The sequence below is a fragment of the Streptomyces beihaiensis genome (assembly GCF_026274175.1).
Classification (GTDB): Bacteria; Actinomycetota; Actinomycetes; order Streptomycetales; family Streptomycetaceae; genus Streptomyces; species Streptomyces beihaiensis.
The window spans coordinates 1-16,446 of sequence record NZ_JAPHNL010000048.1 but is presented as its reverse complement, the minus strand read 5'-3'; the positions used below and the strand labels follow the sequence as shown (position 1 = coordinate 16,446).

Sequence of the window (16,446 nt, the reverse complement as noted above, 5' to 3'; positions counted from 1 at the left end):
ACCGGGGCGAAGTTCTCCGACGCGATCATCTCCAGCGTCGACTGCTGACGCCCCAGCTCCGCGTCGACCGCCGCCGCCACCTCGGGATCCAGCACGTGCAGGGGCTGATCGAGAAGAGACACAGCCCGACTCCCTTCGTTCGTCTGTTCGTCGTCAGGCGACGGCGGTCGTGGTGGCGGGGGCCAAGGTGCGGCGCAGGCGGTTGAAGAGCTTGGCCCGGTTCAGGGCGAGGGCAGCCACCGGGGACGCCGCCTCCCCGTACCGGTAGACCGCGACGAACGACCGCTCCTCGACGTCGCCCTCCACGATCTCGGGCACCGCCCCGGCCGGTACGTGCCCGGCCATCTGGATGCGCACCCCGTACTGGTCGGACCAGAAGTACGGGGCGGTGGCCGGGGGGACGGCGGGGGCGCCGGTCAGCAGGGTGCGGGCCGCGGTCCTCGCCTGGTCGGTGGCGTTGCTCCAGTGTTCGATACGGGCGTGGCGACCGGTGAACGGGTGGGGGCAGCGGGCGACGTCCCCCACGGCGACGACGCCCGGCACGTCCGTGGCGCAGCCCGCGTCGCAGACGACGCCGTCGTCCACCCGGACGCCGGTGCCCGCGAGCCAGTCGGTCGTGGGCCTGACCCCCACGCCCACGACCACGACGTCGGCGGGCAGCAACCGCCCGTCGGCCAGACGGACGCCCGTGACGGCGCTGTCGCCGGTGAAGCCCGCGACGCCGGTTCCGCGCAGCAGACGGACGCCGTTGTCCGCGTGGAGCGAGGCGACGATCTCGGCCATTTCCCGGCCGAGTTGGCGCTCCAGCGGGGTCTCGGCGGCCTCCACGACGGTGACGTCGGCCCCGAGGCGGCGGGCGGTGGAGGCCACCTCGGCGCCGATGAATCCCGCGCCGATGACGACGACACGCGGGGCGAAGCCGCCCCGGAGGGCGTCGCGCAGCGCTTGGGCGTCGTCCAGCGTGCGCAGGGTGTGGATGCCGGTCAGGTGCTCCGCGCCGGGCAGGGCCCTCGGGCTCGCTCCGGTGGCGATGACGACGCCGTCGGTGCGCAGTCGGCGGCCGCTCGCCAGGGTGAGGGACCGGTCGGCCGTGTCGAGCCCGACCGCGCGCTCGCCGAGCACCCAGTCGGCGGCCAGCGCCTCGTCCTCGTCGGCGTCCCCGAGCGCGAGGGCGGCGGCGTCGACGTCGCCGAGCAGGAACTCCTTGGACAACGGCGGCCGGTCGTAGGGTGCGTGCCGCTCCTCGCCGACCACGGTGACCGCCCCGTCGTACCCCTCGGCGCGCAGCGACCGGACCGTGCTCAGACCGGCGAGCGAGGCGCCGACGACGGTGATGTGCTTCATGCGGGCTCCCCGACGCTGATGTGCAGCAGGATGTGGCCGTTCTCCACCGAGACCTGGTGGGTGCGGACCGGCGTCTTGGCGGGCGCGCAGGTCGGCATGCCGGTGCGCAGGTCGAACAGTGCCGTGTGCAGGGGGCATTCGACGAAGCATCCCTCCAGCCAGCCGTCGGCGAGCGAGGCGTCCTGGTGGGTGCAGGTGTCGTCGACGGCGTAGATGGTGCCGTCGGCGTTGAACACGGCGATCGGTGCGGGAACGCCGTCGGTGATGCGGAGCGACTCGCCGGGGGGCAGCTCTTCGATGCGGCACACCGTGATCATGGGGATCCTCCGGGGCGGTGGAACGGGACGGAGCGGGAAGGGAGTTGTTCAGGGACGGTGCTCATCCGACGGGCAGTCGGCCGATGCGCTCCCGCAGCCAGGCGTGGAACGCGCCGATGTGGTGCTCGCTGGGGACGAGGACACCGCCCTTGCGGTAGACCCGCGAGCTCATCCCCGGCTGGGTGCGCTCGCAGGCGTCGAAGTCCTGCTGGTTGACGCGGTGGAACAGTTCGACGGAGCGGTCGACGTCCATGCCGCTGCCGACGACGTGCGGGAGGTAGAGCCAGTCGCACTCGACGACGGTCCGGTCGTGCGCCAGCGGGAACATCCGGTGGAGGATCACGTGGTCGGGGACGAGGTTGACGAACACCTGCGGCCGCACCGTGATCGCGTAGTAGCGACGGTCCTGCTCGGCGCTGACGGAGGGGATACGGTCGAAGCCCTCGGAGCCGTCGACGGTGAAGCCCTTGGCCTGCTCGCCGAAGACGGCGCCGTGTCCGACGTAGTACTGGGCGGCGTATCCGTCCGCGAACTCGGGCAGCACCTCGGTGAGTTCGGGGTGGATGGTCGCGCAGTGGTAGCACTCCATGAAGTTCTCGATGATGAGCTTCCAGTTGGCCTTCACGTCGTACGTGATGCGGCGGCCGAGCCCCAGGTCCGCGACGGCGTAGTTGTCGATCGACTCGATGTCGCCGAGCCGGTCGATCACGTCGCCCATGACCTGCTCCTCGAAGGACGGGGGCGTGTCGGCGAGGCAGACCCATACGTAGCCGAGCCATTCGCGCACATGGACGCGGGACAGGCCGTACTCGGTGCGGTCGATGTCGGGCATGGAGGTCAGGTTCGGTGCGGCGATCAGCCTGCCGTCCAGACCGTACGTCCAGGCGTGGTAGGGGCACTGGAAGGCGCGCTTGACCTCACCGGACTCGTCCGTGCAGAGCCTGGCGCCGCGGTGCCGGCACACGTTCAAGAACGCCTTGACGGAGTCGTCCCGGGCGCGGCTGACGATCACGCTCTCCCGGCCGACCTGCACGGTGCGGAAGCTGCCCGGCTTGGTGAGGTCCGCGGCGCGCACGGCGCAGAACCACATGGTCTCGAAGACGCGCTCCTGTTCGAGGGCGAAGATCGCGGGATCGGTGTAGTAGTCACCCGGCAGCGTGGAGATGAGGCTGGAGGGCTCGTCGGCGTTCGCGGCCTCGCCGGTGTTCGGGGACTCGCTGGCGAAGGTGGTCATCTAGGTCACCTCGGTGGTGTCAGACGCGCACGCGGCGGGCGTCGAAGAGGGCGATGGGGTGCTCGGTGGTGCCGTCGGTGGCGAGGTCGGCGACGATCTCGCCGATCACGGGGACGAACTTGAAGCCGTGGTCGGAGAACCCGCAGGCCACCGTCACGTCGGGGTGTTCGGGGTGCTGGGAGAGCACGAATTGACCGTCCGGGGTCGTGCTGGTCATGCAGGCCGCGGCCTTGAGGAACGAGCCGGGCAGCGCCGGTACGCGAGGGCGCAGATGCGCGGCGACCGCCGCGATCTCGTCCGGGCGGACCGTACGGTCGAGCGCGTCGGGGACGCTGGGCGCGCCGTCGCGCAGCAGGGACACCATGGCTCCGCCGTCGGGGCCGTCCAGGGACGGGAAGCCGTAGAGCCGGGTGCCGTCCGGGTCCTCCCACACGTAGACGGGGTGGCGGCCGGGTGCGAACGGGGCGGTGCCGCCGGCCGGCTGGAACCAGTACATGCCCTGGCGCCGTACCTCGACGCGTACGCCGAGGTCGGGCAGCAGGTCGGGTGACCAGGCGCCTGGGGCGAGGACGAGTCGGTCGGCGGTGTACGTGGCCCGGCCGGTCACCACTCGGGCCGCGCCGCCCGGACCCTCGGCCTGCCAGCCCAGGACCCTCTCGGCGAAGTGGAGTTCGGCGCCGTGGGCGCGGGCCAGTTCGAGGTGGGCGGTGACGGTGGCCTCCGGGCGGGCCACCCCGGCGCGCGGCTCGTAGCAGCCCAGGTCCTCGTCGGCCGCGGCCAGCGTCGGGAAGCGGCGCCGGATCTGCCCCGCGTCCAGTTCCTCGTGGTCGAGGCCCCAGCGGCGGGCACCGCGCAGGGCGCTGGTCAGGACGCGGCTGCCCTCCCGGCCGACGACCAGGCCGCCCGTCTCGGTGAACACGTCGCGGCCGGAGTCCGCGGCCAGCTTCCCCCACAGCTCACGGGCGCGCAGGAGCAGCGGGACGTAGGCGTCGTTCTCGCCGTGGGCCTGCCGGTAGATGCGCGAACCGCCGTGGCTGGAACCGAGGTTGTGGGCGGGGCCGAAGCGTTCGAGGCCGAGCACGCGTCGGCCTCGGGCGGCGAGGTGGTAGGCGGCGGAGCTGCCCATCCCGCCCAGGCCGACGACGATCACGTCGTACGTAGGAGGCATGTGTCCATCTCTCGGGTTCTGAGGTCGGGCGCGGCCCGGCCCCGGCTTCGGACGGGGATCCGTGCTCGGTCGGGTCCGCTGCCTGACGGGACGTCAATAGCCGCGGGCCAGCCACTCGTCGAGGTGAGGCGCCTCGGCCCCGATCGACGTGCCTGGGCCGTGGCCCGTGTGGACGGCGGTGTCGGCCGGGAGGCCGAGAAGCCTGGTCTGCAGGGAGGCGATGATGGTGCCGAAGTCGGAGTGGGACCGCCCGGTGGCGCCCGGCCCGCCCCGGAAGAGGGTGTCGCCGGAGAACAGGGCGCCCAGCTCGGGCGCGTACAGGCAGACGGCTCCGGGCGCGTGCCCCGGTGTGTGCAGGACGTGCAGTGCGGTGCCCGCGACCGTCAGTACGTCGCCGTCGGCCAGGTCACCGTCGGGTGCGCGGTCCGGGTGGACGGCCTTCCACAGCACGTCGTCGGCCGGGTGCAGCAGGACCGGGGCGCCGGTCGTGGCGGCGAGTTCCGGTGCGGCGTCGACGTGGTCGTTGTGGGCGTGGGTGCAGACGACGGCGACGACGTGGCGGCCGTCGACCGCCTCGGCGATCGCGGTGGCGTCGTGCGCGGCGTCGACGACCAGGACCTCGCGGTCGTCGCCGATCAGCCAGACGTTGTTGTCCACGTCCCAGCTGCCGCCGTCGAGTTCGAAGGTGCCGGAGGTGACCAGGTGCTCGACGCGGGCGGTCACAGGACCACCACCGAGCGGAGCACGTCACCGCGGCGCATCCGGTCGAAGGACTCCTCGACTTCGTCGAGGGCGATCCGCTCGCTGACGAAGCGGTCGAGGTCGAAGCGGCCCTGGAGGTGGAGGTCGACGAGCGCGGGGAAGTCCCGGGAGGGCAGACAGTCCCCGTACCAGGAGGACTTCAGTGCGCCGCCGCGGCCGAAGACGTCGAGCAGCGGCAGTTCGACGGTCGCCTGCGGCGACGGCACGCCCACCAGGACCGCCGTGCCGGCCAGGTCCCGTGCGTCGAGGGCCTGCCGGTAGGTCTCGGGGCGGCCGACCGCGTCCACGACGACGTCGGCGCCGAAGCCGCCGGTGAGGGCACGGATCGCCTCGACGGGGTCGGTGCCGGAGGAGTGGACCGTGTCGGTCGCGCCGAACTCCTCGGCCCACTTCAGTTTCCGCTCGTCGACGTCGACGGCGATGATGCGGCTCGCCCCGGCCACCTTGGCGCCCGCGACGGCGGCCATGCCCACGCCGCCGCAGCCGATCACGGCGATGGAGTCGCCGCGGCCGACGCCGCCGGTGTTGACGGCGGCCCCGAAGCCCGCCATCACGCCGCAGCCGAGCAGTCCGGCCGCGGCGGCGGAGGCCCGCTCGTCGACCTTGGTGCACTGGCCGGCGGCGACGAGGGTCTTCTCCGCGAAGGCGCCGATGCCGAGGGCGGGGCTCAGCGGGGTGCCGTCGGCGAGCGTCATCGGCTGCGCGGCGTTGTGGGTGTCGAAACAGTACTGGGGCCGACCCTTGCGGCAGGCGCGGCAACGACCGCACACGGCACGCCAGTTGAGGATCACGAAGTCGCCGGGAGCGACGTCGGTGACGCCGTCGCCGACGGACTCGACGACTCCGGCCGCCTCGTGGCCGAGCAGGTACGGGAACGCGTCACCGATGCCGCCCTCCCGGTAGTGCAGGTCGGTGTGGCAGACGCCGCATGCCTGGACGCCGACCAGCGCCTCGCCCGGGCCGGGGTCCGGCACGATCACGGTCTCCAGGGAGACCGGGGCGCCCTTGGTGCGGGCGACGACCGCACGTACCTCATGTGTCACTTGGTTCTCCTCGACAAGGAAGGGGTGTCCCGTCGCTCCTGCGGAGCGACACGGTGGCGCGGGGCGAAATGGCGGCGAACTCCGCTGTTCGCGAGGTGCCGGACGGGGACACGGGACCGGGCGACTATCGAGCTGTTGTTGCGTATAGCGCGAGTTGCTTCGTTATGAGCAACAGTCTCGCCCGTGGGCCACTGGTGTCAAGTGGCTTTGGAAAGCTACTTGTTCGTACGGAATCCGGACGCGAGAACAGCCGCCGCGTCAGCCCGCAGGCGGGTGCCCGCGGGGCGACGCGGCGGCTGTTCGGGGCCGCTCGGTCAGGTGTGTTTCGGCGCGGTGTCGGCGCAGGTCAGCGTGGTACCGCACGACTGTCGGCGGGTGCGCTGTGCGCGTCGCCGGGCAGGCCGCTGCTCTCGGCGAGGGTGCGCCCCTTGGTCTCCTCCGCCCACGCCACGCTCACGACCCAGCCGACGAGGGTGATCCCGGCGCCGATCAGCATCGTGGTGCCGACCCCCAGACCGGTCAGGGAGATCGGCAGCAGGAACGTGCCGACGGCGGCGCCGACGCGGCTGAGCGAGGTGGCCACACCGCCGGCCGTGGCGCGGATGCTGGTGGGGAACAGCTCGTTGGGATACGACCACTCCAGGACGGTGGGTCCGCCCGAGAAGAGCGCATAGGCGCAGAAGCAGGCGATGACCACGCCGAGCGGCAGCGCGGCGCCGCCGCCGAGGACGACCAGCGGCACGGCCATCAGGGCGAACGACCAGATGATGACGGGCCGTCGGCCGATCCGGTCCACCATCCGCAGGGCGGGCAGACAGCCCAGCGCGAAGACCAGGCTGATCAGGGCGGAGCCGAGATTTCCCGTGTTGCCGTCGTGCAGCCCGAAGGAGACCAGGATGGCGGGGCCGAAGGTGTAGAGGGCGAACATCGGCGTGATCTGGCAGGTGTAGAAGAGCCCGCAGAACAAGGTGCGGCGCAGATACACGCCCTTGAAGAGGTCGCGCAGGCGGTACGTGGACGCGGACTGCTCGACCGCCGCCGCGGCCAGCAGCTCGGGCACCGGCACGGTCCGCCCGATGGCTTGTTCTATCGCCTTCTGTGCCTGCGCCGTACGCCCCTTGTTGACCAGCCAGAGCGGCGACTCGGGCGTGCCGACGCGGATCAGCAGCACGAGAGCGCTCAGTACGGCCCCGGAGGCCACCATCCAGCGCCAGGCGCCGGAGCCGACGCTCTCGGCGATGGCGTACCCGATCACGTAGGCCGCGGCCGCGCCGACGTACCAGGCGAGGATGAGATAGCCGAGCAGCCTGCCCCGGTGGCGGGTCGGTGCCCATTCGGCGAGCAGCGACGTCGCGATCGGGTAGTCGGCGCCGATGGCCACGCCCAGGACGAAGCGGAGCAGGATGATCTGCCAGGCCGCGTCCGCGAAGACGGACACGACGGAGCCGACGACCAGGACCGCCAGGTCGGCGGTGTACATCGCCTCGCGTCCGATCCGGTCGGTCAGAGGGCCCATGCACAGGCCGCCGAAGAAGATTCCGACCAGCGCGGAGGCGCCGATCATGCTCTGCTCCGCGGTGGTCAGGGCCAGGTCGCCGCTCATGCCGACCAGCGCGACGCCGACGATGCTCAGCAGATAGCCGTCGAGGAACGGGCCCCCCGCGCAGGCCCAGGTGAGTTTTCGATGGAATCCGGTCAGGGGCATTTCGTCGATGGCACGGATGGACATCTGGTCTCCCGGGGTTGAGGACGGTGGGCCGCGTCAGCCGCGCAGGCGCTTCATCTCGGGGTCGAACAGCGGCTCGGCGGTGACGGTGGCCCGCACCCGCCGGTCGAAGTAGCCGATGTCGACGGCCCGGCCGGGGACGGCGAGTTCGGCGGGCAGCCACGCGTAGGCGATGGCCTTGCCGATGGTGTGACCGAAGGAGGCACTGGTGACGTAGCCGACCGGGGTGTCGCCGGCGTAGACGGGTTCCTTGCCCATGACGACACCGGCCGGGTCGTCGGCGGTCAGGCAGGCGAGGCGGCGGCGCGGCTCGCCCGCCTCGACGCGCCGCTGGAGCGCCGCCCTGCCGACGAAGTCGCCCTTGTCCATCCGGACAGCGAAGCCGACGCCCGCCTCGTAGGGGTCGTGCTCGTAGGTCATGTCGGTGCCGAAGGCGCGGTAGCCCTTCTCCAGGCGGAGGCTGTTGAAGGCGCCGCGTCCGGCGGCGATGATCCCGGCTCGGCGGCCTGCCTCCCAGAGGGTGTCCCAGAGCTTGAGACCCAGGTCGGCGCCGGTGTAGAGCTCCCAGCCGCGCTCGCCGACGTAGCTCAGGCGCATCGCGGTGACGGGGACGGCGCCGATGTGGGCGCGCTGCGCACGGAAGTACTTCAGGCTCGCGTTGGAGAAGTCCCGGTCGGCGAGCGGCTGGAGGACGTCGGGCGCCTTGGGGCCCCACAGGCCGATGCAGCAGGTGCCCGCGGTGATGTCACGGACCTGGACGGTGCCGTCGGCGGGCAGGTGGCGGGTGAGCCAGTCGAGGTCGACGCTGCCGTTGGCGCCGATCTGGTAGCGGTCGCGGGCGAGGCGGGCCACGGTGATGTCGCTGCGGACGGTGCCGCCGTGGTCGAGCATCAGGGTGTAGGTGACGGAGCCGACCGACTTGTCGACGTTGCTCGTGGTCATCCGCTGGAGGAAGGCCGCGGCGCCGCGTCCGGTCACCTCCAGGCGCTTGAGGGCCGTCATGTCGTACAGGGCGACGCCCTCGCGGGTGGCGCGGGCCTCGGCGCCGACCACCGGTGACCAGTGGCGCGCCGCCCAGTCGCCGGGGACCGGGACCTCGGGAACGTACGGCAGGTTCTCGTTGGCGGTGTACCACTGGGGCCGCTCCCAGCCGTTCGCCTCCAGGAACACGGCGCCGAGTTCGCGCTGACGCTCGTAGAAGGGACTGGTGCGCAGGGGGCGGGGCTCGGCGGTGGGCTGGTGGGGGTGGATGATGTCGTAGACCTCGACGAAGTTGCGGCAGTCGCGGGCGAGGACGTACTCGGGGGCGAGCTGGTGCTCCTCGAAGCGGTTCACGTCGCATTCGTGCAGGTCGAAGGTCGAGCTGTAGCCGTCGACGAGCCATTCGGCCATGGCGCGGCCCACGCCCGCGGAGTGGGTGACCCAGACCGCCTCGGCCACCCAGAACCCCTTGGTCCGCGCGGACTCGCCGAGCAGCGGCATGCCGTCGGTGGTGAAGGAGAACAGGCCGTTGATCCCCTCGGCGATCCCGGCCTCCTTCGTGGCGGGCAGCAGCGACTGCGTCTCCGTCCATGCCTCGGCGAAGTCGTCCTCGGTGAAGCGCAGGACGGAGGGCATCTCCTCGGCCTCCTTCATCGGCAGGATGTCGTCGGCCGAGACGGGCATGGGACGGTGGCCGTACGAGCCGATGCCGAGCCGGCCGTAGTGGTCGCGGTAGTAGAGGTCGGCGTCCTGGTGGCGCAGGATCGGCCGGACCGCCTCCTCGGCCTGGCCGGCGAGCGCGGGCACCTCGCCGGTCCAGGCGAGCTGGTGGCCGAGCGGGGTCAGGGGCAGTTCCATACCGACCATGCGGGCCACCTTGGGGCCCCAGATGCCGGCGCAGCACACGACGATGTCGGCGGGTATCTCGCCGTGGTCGGTGACGACGGAGGTGACGTGTTGCTCGCCGGTGTCCGCGTCGGTCCTGGAGCGAATGTCGAGCACCTCGTGGCCGCCGAGGGTGCGGACGCCGCGCTCGCGGGCCGCGCGCAGCTGGGCCTCGACGGCGAGGACCGCCTTGGCCAGGCCGTCGGTGGGGATGTGCAGTCCGCCCAGGACCCGTTCGCGGGCGACGAGCGGGTGTAGCCGTACGCACTCGTCGGCGTCGACCACGCGCGCCTCGACGCCCCAGGAGGCGAGCCAGCCGCGCCTGCGGTGCAGCTCGGCGAGGCGTTCCGGGGTGGTGGCGACCTCCAGGCCGCCGACCTGCAGGAAGCAGGGCTGCCCGTCGACGTCGAGCGCGCTGAACTTCTCGACGGTGTAGCGGGCCATCTCCGTCATCGCCTTGGACGGGTTCGTCTGGAAGACGAGGCCGGGCGCGTGCGAGCTGGATCCGCCGGTCGCGGGTAGCGGCCCCTGGTCGACGACCGTCACATCGGTCCGGCCCCGCCGGGAGAGTTCGTCGGCCAGCGCGGCCCCCACGACACCCGCCCCGATGATGACCACTCGTGGTTCCGTCATCTCAACCTCCTGTTGCTTGTATCGCAACGGACTTCATATGACGCAACGCACAGTGCCGGGCGCGCCGACGGCTTGTCAAGGGGCGGATGCGGCAGGGGATTTGGGGATCACGGCACCGCGGAACCGGCCGTTCGCCACCGGGCATGGGCAGGCAAAACCGGAGGCCAAAGGTTCACTCACCGGGGCTGGAGTCTTGGCTACTCGTGCGTATAGTTGCGCCATGAGCAACCATGCTGGAGAGACCGGTACGTCGAGCCCCGCGTCGGGGGGCGTGCAGTCCGTGGACCGCGCGGTCAGCGTGCTCGAGATCCTCGCGCACCGCGGCGAGGCCGGCGTGAGCGAGGTCGCCGCCGAGCTCGACGTGCACAAGTCGACGGCGTTCCGCCTGCTCGGGGCGCTGGAAGCGCGCAATCTGGTCGAGCAGGCGGCGGAGCGCGGCAAGTACCGGCTCGGGTTCGGCATCGTGATGCTGGCGGGTGCCGTCACCGGGCGCCTCGACGTGACCCAGCAGGGCCGCTCGGTGTGCGAGCGGCTCGCCGAGGAGATCGGCGAGACCGTCAACATGGCCGTTCTCCAGGAGCACTACGCCGTCAACCTCTACCAGGTGCGCGGCCCCGGCGCGGTCGGCGCGCACAACTGGGTGGGCCAGCTGACTCCCCCGCACGCCACGTCGAGCGGCAAGATGCTGCTCGCCCACCTCCCCTCGCGGGCCCTCTCCGATCTGCTGTCGGCCTCGGGTCAGGAGAAGCTGACACCCCGCACCCTGACCGCCAAGAGCAAGCTGGAGAAGGATCTGGCCACGGCGCGTGAGCGCGGGTACGCGGTGACGCTGGAGGAGTTCGAGATCGGGCTGCACGCCGTGGCGGCACCGATCCGGTCCCGCGACGGCGAAGTCATCGCCGCGCTCAGCGCATCGGGCCCCGCCTACCGCTTCACCGAGGAGCGCATCCACGAGTGCGCGCCGATCCTGGTGGACGGCGCCGAGGAGATCAGCCGGAGGATGGGCTACCTGAGCTGAAGCGGCCGGCTCGACGCCGCCGCCCTCCGCCGCCCCCTCAGCCGACGTCCCGCCGGCGACCCCCTCAGCCGCCCTCCCGCGGGCCGCCCCTCTCCGCCGCCTCCACGACGTTCGTCAGGAGCATCGCCCGGGTCATCGGACCCACGCCTCCGACGGTGGGAGCGAGCCGTCCCGCCACCTCGCCGACGCCCGGGTGGACGTCGCCGAGGACGCCCTCGATCGTGCGGGTGATCCCCACGGACAGCACGGTCGCCCCGGGTCTGACCCAGTCGGGCCTGACCAGGTGCGCCGCCCCGGCCGCCGCGACCACGACATCCGCGGCGCGGGCGTGCGCCGCGATGTCCTCGGTCCGCTCGTGGCACATGGTCACGGTCGCGTGCTCGCTGCTGCGCGTGAGCATCAGGCCCAGCGGACGCCCCACCGTGATCCCGCAGCCGATCACGCAGAACGTGGCGCCGGTGATCGGCACGTCGTGGCGCCGCAGCAGCTCGATGATGCCGCGCGGCGTGCAGGGCAGCGGCCCCGGCATGCCGAGGACGAGCCGCCCCAGGTTGGCGGGGTGCAGCCCGTCCGCGTCCTTGGCCGGATCGATGAGTTCCAGGACGGCGTGGGTGTCCAGGTGCGGCGGAAGGGGAAGCTGCACGATGAATCCGGTGCAGGCCGGGTCGGCGTCGAGCGCCAGCACGGCCGCCTCGACGTCCGCCTGCGTGGCGTCGGCGGGCAGTTCGACTCGCAGCGACGCGATGCCCACCTCGGCGCAGTCCCGGTGCTTGCCCGCGACGTAGACACGGCTGCCCGGATGGTCGCCGACCAGGACCGTGCCGAGGCCCGGCGTGATGCCGCGGGACCTCAGCTCGGCGACGCGGTCGGCGAGTTCGGCCTTGATGTCGGCCGCGACGGCGTTGCCGTCGAGCATGACGGATGTGGTCATGGTCCTCTCCCCGGCTCAGTTGAAGATGACCGTGCGGTTGCCGTGCAGCAGGACGCGGCTCTGGCAGTGCCAGTTGACCGCTCGCGCCAGGGCGAGCCGTTCGGCGTCGCGGCCGACCAGGACCAGTTCGTCCGCGCTCTGCCGATGGTCGACGCGGATCACCTCCTGTTCGATGATCGGCCCCTCGTCGAGGTCGGCGGTGACGTAGTGGGCGGTGGCCCCGACGAGCTTCACGCCGCGCTGGTGCGCCTGGTGGTAGGGCTTGGCGCCGGCGAAGCTCGGCAGGAACGAGTGGTGGATGTTGATGGCCCGCCCCTCCAGGCTCTTGCACAGGTCGTCGGAGAGGATCTGCATGTACCGGGCGAGGACCACCAGGTCGATGTCGTGCTCGTCGACGAGCCGCAGCAGTTGTTCCTCCGCCTCAGGCTTGGTGTCACGGCTGACCGGAACGTGGTGGAACGCGACGCCCGCCTGCTCGGCCTGGGCGCGCAGATCGGGATGGTTGGAGACGACGAGCGCGATGTCCCCGCCGAGTGTGCCGCTGCGCCACCGGTAGAGCAGGTCGGCAAGGCAGTGATCGAACCGCGAGACCATGACGAGGACACGCGGCTTGACGGCGGCGTCCCGCATCCGCCACTGCATGGCGTACCGCTCAGCCGTCGTCGAGAAGCCCTCCTGGAGCCTGTCCAGCGCGGCCGAGCCGGGTGCGGTGAAGCTGGTCCGCAGGAAGACGACGCCGTTGTCGGTGTCGTCGAACTGCTGGTGTTCGGTGATGTCGCAGCCCAGGCCGACCAGGAAGGCCGTGACGGCGTGGACGATTCCGGGGCGGGCCGGGCAGTTCAGGGTCAGGATGTACTGCTTGCTCACGGCTGACTCCTCAGCATTCCACGACGTTGAGGGCGAGACCGCCGCGCGCGGTCTCCTTGTACTTGTCCTTCATGTCGGCGCCGGTCTCCCGCATCGCCTTGATGGCCTTGTCGAGCGAGACGTGGTGCAGGCCGTCGCCGTGGACGGCCATCCGGGCGGCGGTGATCGCCTTGAGCGCGGCGACGGCGTTGCGTTCGATGCACGGGATCTGTACGAGGCCGCCGACCGGGTCGCAGGTGAGGCCCAGGTTGTGCTCGATCCCGATCTCGGCGGCGTTCTCCACCTGTTCGGGCGTCCCGCCGAGCACCTCCGCGAGGCCCGCGGCGGCCATGGAGCAGGCGGAGCCGACCTCCCCCTGGCAGCCGACCTCGGCCCCGGAGATGGACGCGTTCTCCTTGAACAGGACGCCGACGGCCGCCGCTGTCAGCAGGAACCGTACGATGCCGTCCGCGTCGGCGCCGCGCGCGAACCGGGCGAAGTAGTGGAGGACGGCGGGGACGATCCCGGCGGCGCCGTTGGTCGGCGCCGTGACGACCCGGCCGCCCGCCGCGTTCTGCTCGTTGACCGCCAGCGCGTACAGCGTCACCCACTCCATCGCGTACAGCGAGTCCGTCTCGGCGCTGTCCTGGGCGGCGTCGAGCCGGGCCTTGAGCGAGGCGGCGCGCCGCCGGACCTTGAGGCCGCCGGGCAGGGTGCCTTCGGCGGCGCAGCCGGCGCGTACGCACTCCTGCATGACGGACCAGATGTGCAGCAGACCGGAGCGCACGCCTTCCTCGCTGCGCCAGGACAGCTCGTTGGCCATCATGACGGAGCTGATCGGCAGGCCCGTGGCGCGGGTGTGGGCGAGCAGTTCCTCGGCGGTGGTGAACGGGTAGCGGACCGGGGTGCGGTCCTGCACGATCCGGGGGCCGTGCGCCGCGTCCTCGTCGAGGACGAAGCCGCCGCCGACCGAGTAGTAGGTGCGGGAGGCCAGCAGTCGCCCGTCCCGGTCGCGGGCCTCGAAGACCATCGCGTTGGAGTGGAACTCCAGTCGCTTGTCGCGGTGCAGGACGATGTCGGGGGCGTCGGCGCCGTCGGCGGCGCCGCCGGTTTCGGTGCCCGGTGCGAAGGACACCGGCTGCTTGTCGAGAAGCCGCAGCAGGCCCGTCTCCTCGACGCGGGCGACGGTCGGCTCGGCGATCGCCGGGTCCACCTCCTCCGGCACGTGTCCTGCCAGGCCGAGGACGACGGCCTTGACGCTGCCGTGGCCGTGGCCGGTGGCGCCGAGCGAGCCGAACAGTTCCGCGCGCACCCGGTGGGTACGGGCCAGGACGCCGTCGCTCTCCAGGGCGTGCGCGAACATCGAGGCGGCGCGCATCGGCCCGACCGTGTGCGAACTGGACGGCCCGATGCCGACCTTGAACAGGTCGAAGACGCTGATGCTCATCAGGTCCCTCCGCCGTGCTCGCCGTGCGCGGTACCGTCGCCGTACTCGACGCAGGCGTCGACGAGCCACGCCGCGAGGTATGCGGCGAACGACGACCGCACGAGGAGCCAGACGCTGTGCGGCCCCTCCTCGCGCACCACGAGCGTCACCCCGGCCTGCGCGAGCAGCGTCGTGTGGCAGGCGCCCGCACCGGCGCCGCGCGGCACCAGGTCGAGGGCGCAGCCGTGCGCGAGGATGTCCGGCACCAGGTCGCCGGTGAGCGAGAGCACGGTGCGCTGCGCGGAGGTGTCGGTGACCGTGGCGAACTCGTCGCCGATCGCGGCGCGCAGCCCTGCCGTGAGTTCTTCGGCGCGGTCGGCGGGGGCGACGAGCAGCCACTCGTCGGGGCCGAGCCACAGCGCCTTGACGTCGGCGTCCAGGTGCGCGCGGCAGGCGCCGGGCAGGGCGTGGCCCAGGTGCTTCTCGACGGCGCGGGCGGCCGGGCTGCCGGGAGTGACGCGCAAGGTGAGCTGGGTGAGGAACGGGAGTTCGCGCACCCGGAGCCCGCCGGGCAGGCTTGCGAAGGTCTCGCCCCACGTGTGCAGGGGGCTGGTGCGTACGGGGCGTACGGGGGTGTCAGCCGTCACGGCGGGCTCCCTCCTTGTCGTAGAGGACGGGTTCGGCGACGGTCACGGGGACGGTGCGGCCGTCGAGCGGGACGTAGAGGGTCTCGCCGACGCGGTCGCGGCCCGAGCGCAGCAGGGCGAGTGCGAAGGTGCGGCGCAGTGCGGCGCTGCGGTAGCTGGAGGTGACGTGGCCCAGCATCGGGACCGGGGGTTCGGGGACGGTGGCGGTGGCGATGATCTGGGCGCCCTCGGGCAGCAGGGTGTGTCCGTCGGCGGGCACCAGGGCGACGAGTTGCTTGCGGTCGGGGCGCTGGTTCTCGGCACGGGCGAAGGAACGCTTGCCGACGAAGTCCGGCTTCTTCTTGGAGATCACCCAGTTCATGCCGAGGTCCTGCGGGGTGACCGTGCCGTCGGTGTCCTGCCCGATGATCGGGTACGCCTTCTCGGCGCGCAGCACGTGCATGGTCTCGGTGCCGTACGGGGTGATACCGAGCGGCTTTCCGGCCTCGTACAGCGCCTCCCAGACCGAAGTGGCGTACCAGGCCGGCACGTTGACCTCATAGGCGAGTTCGCCGGAGAAGCTGATGCGGCAGACGCGGGCGGCGACACCGGCGATGGTGGTGTCGCGCCAGCTCATGAACTCGAACGCCTCGTTGGAGACGTCCAGGCCGTCGCCGTCGGTGACGCGCGCCAGGACCTCGCGGGAGCGGGGGCCGACGAGCGGGATCGTCGCCCAGTGTTCGGTGACGGAGGTGAGGTGGACGCGGAGTCCGGGCCACTCGGTCTGAAGCCATTCCTCCATCCATTCGAGGATCTTGGCGGCGTTGCCGGTGGTGGTCGTCACGAGGTACTCGTGCTCGTCGACCCTGATGACGGTGCCGTCGTCGAGGGCCATGCCGTCGATGCCGCACATGACGCCGTAGCGGATCCGGCCGGGCCTGAGCGTGCTCATCATGTTGGTGTAGAGCCGGTCGAGGAACTCTCCCGCGTCCGGGCCCCGCACGCTGATCTTGCCGAGCGTCGAGCCGTCCATCATGGCGACGCCGGTGCGGGCTGCCCGGCATTCGCGCTGCACGGCCTCGTCCATGGTCTCGCCGGGCCGCGGGTAGTACCAGGGGCGCTTCCACTGGCCGACGTCCTCGAACAGGGCGCCGTGGCTCCGGTGCCAGTCGTGCAGCGCGGTTACCCGGACCGGGTCGAACAGGGCGCCGCGGCTCCGTCCGGCGAACGCGGCGAACGCGACGGGCACGGCCGGGGGCCGAAAACTCGTCGTGCCGAGGTCGGCGACGCAGGTGCCGAGCGCCTCGGCGACGATGCCGGAGGTCAGCACGCCGGAGGTACGGCCCTGGTCGTGGGCGGTGCCGATGGTGGTGTACCGCTTGACGTGCTCGACCGAGCGCAGGCCCGCGCCCGCGGCCCGCAGCACGTCGGCGACGGTCGCGTCGCGCTGGAGGTCGGCGAACTGGACGGTGCCGTCCGTCCCTTCCGCCGCCTGCGGGCTGGGCA

At 71.9% G+C, this 16,446-nt stretch carries 14 protein-coding genes; 1 reads left to right on the top strand and 13 read right to left on the bottom strand.

What is annotated here, in order from left to right; translation table 11 throughout:
- Nucleotides 1-153: 153 nt before the first annotated feature.
- The 8 genes from OFY01_RS06540 to OFY01_RS06505 all read right to left on the bottom strand — a co-directional run bounded on the left by OFY01_RS06540 (nucleotide 154) and on the right by OFY01_RS06505 (nucleotide 10,093).
- Nucleotides 154-1,344 (bottom strand): NAD(P)/FAD-dependent oxidoreductase, encoded by a 1,191-nt coding sequence (locus tag OFY01_RS06540; RefSeq protein ID WP_266597215.1) that lies wholly within the window; start codon nucleotides 1,342-1,344, stop codon nucleotides 154-156.
- Nucleotides 1,341-1,661, bottom strand: coding sequence for a bifunctional 3-phenylpropionate/cinnamic acid dioxygenase ferredoxin subunit (locus tag OFY01_RS06535; RefSeq protein ID WP_266597213.1), 321 nt, complete (start codon nucleotides 1,659-1,661; stop codon nucleotides 1,341-1,343). Before OFY01_RS06535 ends, OFY01_RS06540 begins: the two co-directional genes overlap by 4 nt.
- 61 nt (nucleotides 1,662-1,722) lie before the next feature.
- Complete coding sequence (locus OFY01_RS06530) at nucleotides 1,723-2,895, bottom strand: aromatic ring-hydroxylating oxygenase subunit alpha (RefSeq protein ID WP_266597211.1); 1,173 nt, start codon at nucleotides 2,893-2,895, stop codon at nucleotides 1,723-1,725.
- A 19-nt stretch (nucleotides 2,896-2,914) separates the two neighbouring features.
- Entirely contained in the window at nucleotides 2,915-4,063 is a 1,149-nt protein-coding gene (gene solA, locus OFY01_RS06525; RefSeq protein WP_266597209.1) for an N-methyl-L-tryptophan oxidase, read from the bottom strand.
- Between the two features lie 93 nt (nucleotides 4,064-4,156).
- Entirely contained in the window at nucleotides 4,157-4,786 is a 630-nt protein-coding gene (locus OFY01_RS06520; protein WP_266597207.1) for an MBL fold metallo-hydrolase, read from the bottom strand.
- Nucleotides 4,783-5,868, bottom strand: a complete 1,086-nt coding sequence (locus tag OFY01_RS06515) for an S-(hydroxymethyl)mycothiol dehydrogenase (protein WP_266597205.1) — start codon at nucleotides 5,866-5,868, stop codon at nucleotides 4,783-4,785. The genes OFY01_RS06520 and OFY01_RS06515 overlap by 4 nt, the downstream gene beginning before the upstream one ends.
- A 346-nt stretch (nucleotides 5,869-6,214) precedes the next feature.
- On the bottom strand, nucleotides 6,215-7,597 hold the full coding sequence (locus tag OFY01_RS06510) for an MFS transporter (RefSeq protein ID WP_266597203.1): 1,383 nt from the start codon (nucleotides 7,595-7,597) through the stop codon (nucleotides 6,215-6,217).
- 33 nt (nucleotides 7,598-7,630) lie between these two features.
- A complete protein-coding gene (locus OFY01_RS06505; protein WP_266597201.1) occupies nucleotides 7,631-10,093 on the bottom strand; it encodes a GcvT family protein in 2,463 nt (820 codons plus the stop codon).
- Between the two features lie 220 nt (nucleotides 10,094-10,313).
- Here OFY01_RS06505 and OFY01_RS06500 point away from each other — a divergent pair, with 220 nt between their 5' ends.
- Nucleotides 10,314-11,111, top strand: coding sequence for an IclR family transcriptional regulator (locus OFY01_RS06500; RefSeq protein WP_266597199.1), 798 nt, complete (start codon nucleotides 10,314-10,316; stop codon nucleotides 11,109-11,111).
- 64 nt (nucleotides 11,112-11,175) lie between these two features.
- Here the strand turns inward: OFY01_RS06500 and OFY01_RS06495 are convergent, their stop codons facing one another.
- From OFY01_RS06495 to OFY01_RS06475, 5 genes are all read right to left on the bottom strand, one after another.
- Nucleotides 11,176-12,042, bottom strand: a complete 867-nt coding sequence (locus OFY01_RS06495; protein ID WP_266597197.1) for a bifunctional methylenetetrahydrofolate dehydrogenase/methenyltetrahydrofolate cyclohydrolase — start codon at nucleotides 12,040-12,042, stop codon at nucleotides 11,176-11,178.
- Between the two features lie 15 nt (nucleotides 12,043-12,057).
- The gene (purU, locus tag OFY01_RS06490; protein ID WP_266597195.1) at nucleotides 12,058-12,909 is read right to left on the bottom strand and encodes a formyltetrahydrofolate deformylase; all 852 of its coding nucleotides are present in this window, start codon (nucleotides 12,907-12,909) and stop codon (nucleotides 12,058-12,060) included.
- 10 nt (nucleotides 12,910-12,919) lie between these two features.
- Nucleotides 12,920-14,335 carry an L-serine ammonia-lyase gene (locus tag OFY01_RS06485; RefSeq protein WP_266597193.1) on the bottom strand — a complete coding sequence of 472 codons (1,416 nt, stop codon included), beginning with the start codon at nucleotides 14,333-14,335 and terminating at the stop codon, nucleotides 12,920-12,922.
- Nucleotides 14,335-14,961, bottom strand: a complete 627-nt coding sequence (locus OFY01_RS06480) for a sarcosine oxidase subunit gamma (protein ID WP_266597191.1) — start codon at nucleotides 14,959-14,961, stop codon at nucleotides 14,335-14,337. Before OFY01_RS06480 ends, OFY01_RS06485 begins: the two co-directional genes overlap by 1 nt.
- A partial coding sequence (locus OFY01_RS06475; protein ID WP_323135483.1) for a glycine cleavage T C-terminal barrel domain-containing protein occupies nucleotides 14,951-16,446 on the bottom strand: 1,496 nt, incomplete at its 5' end. The genes OFY01_RS06480 and OFY01_RS06475, both read right to left, overlap by 11 nt.

Bases quoted from the DNA above. Each gene is read 5' to 3' on its own strand.
- OFY01_RS06495 (WP_266597197.1), bottom strand. From the start codon at position 12,042: ATGACCACATCCGTCATGCTCGACGGCAACGCCGTCGCGGCCGACATC.
- solA (WP_266597209.1), bottom strand. From the start codon at position 4,063: ATGCCTCCTACGTACGACGTGATCGTCGTCGGCCTGGGCGGGATGGGC.
- OFY01_RS06510 (WP_266597203.1), bottom strand. From the start codon at position 7,597: ATGTCCATCCGTGCCATCGACGAAATGCCCCTGACCGGATTCCATCGA.
- OFY01_RS06500 (WP_266597199.1), top strand. From the start codon at position 10,314: ATGAGCAACCATGCTGGAGAGACCGGTACGTCGAGCCCCGCGTCGGGG.
- OFY01_RS06540 (WP_266597215.1), bottom strand. From the start codon at position 1,344: ATGAAGCACATCACCGTCGTCGGCGCCTCGCTCGCCGGTCTGAGCACG.
- OFY01_RS06485 (WP_266597193.1), bottom strand. From the start codon at position 14,335: ATGAGCATCAGCGTCTTCGACCTGTTCAAGGTCGGCATCGGGCCGTCC.
- OFY01_RS06535 (WP_266597213.1), bottom strand. From the start codon at position 1,661: ATGATCACGGTGTGCCGCATCGAAGAGCTGCCCCCCGGCGAGTCGCTC.
- OFY01_RS06505 (WP_266597201.1), bottom strand. From the start codon at position 10,093: ATGACGGAACCACGAGTGGTCATCATCGGGGCGGGTGTCGTGGGGGCC.
- OFY01_RS06530 (WP_266597211.1), bottom strand. From the start codon at position 2,895: ATGACCACCTTCGCCAGCGAGTCCCCGAACACCGGCGAGGCCGCGAAC.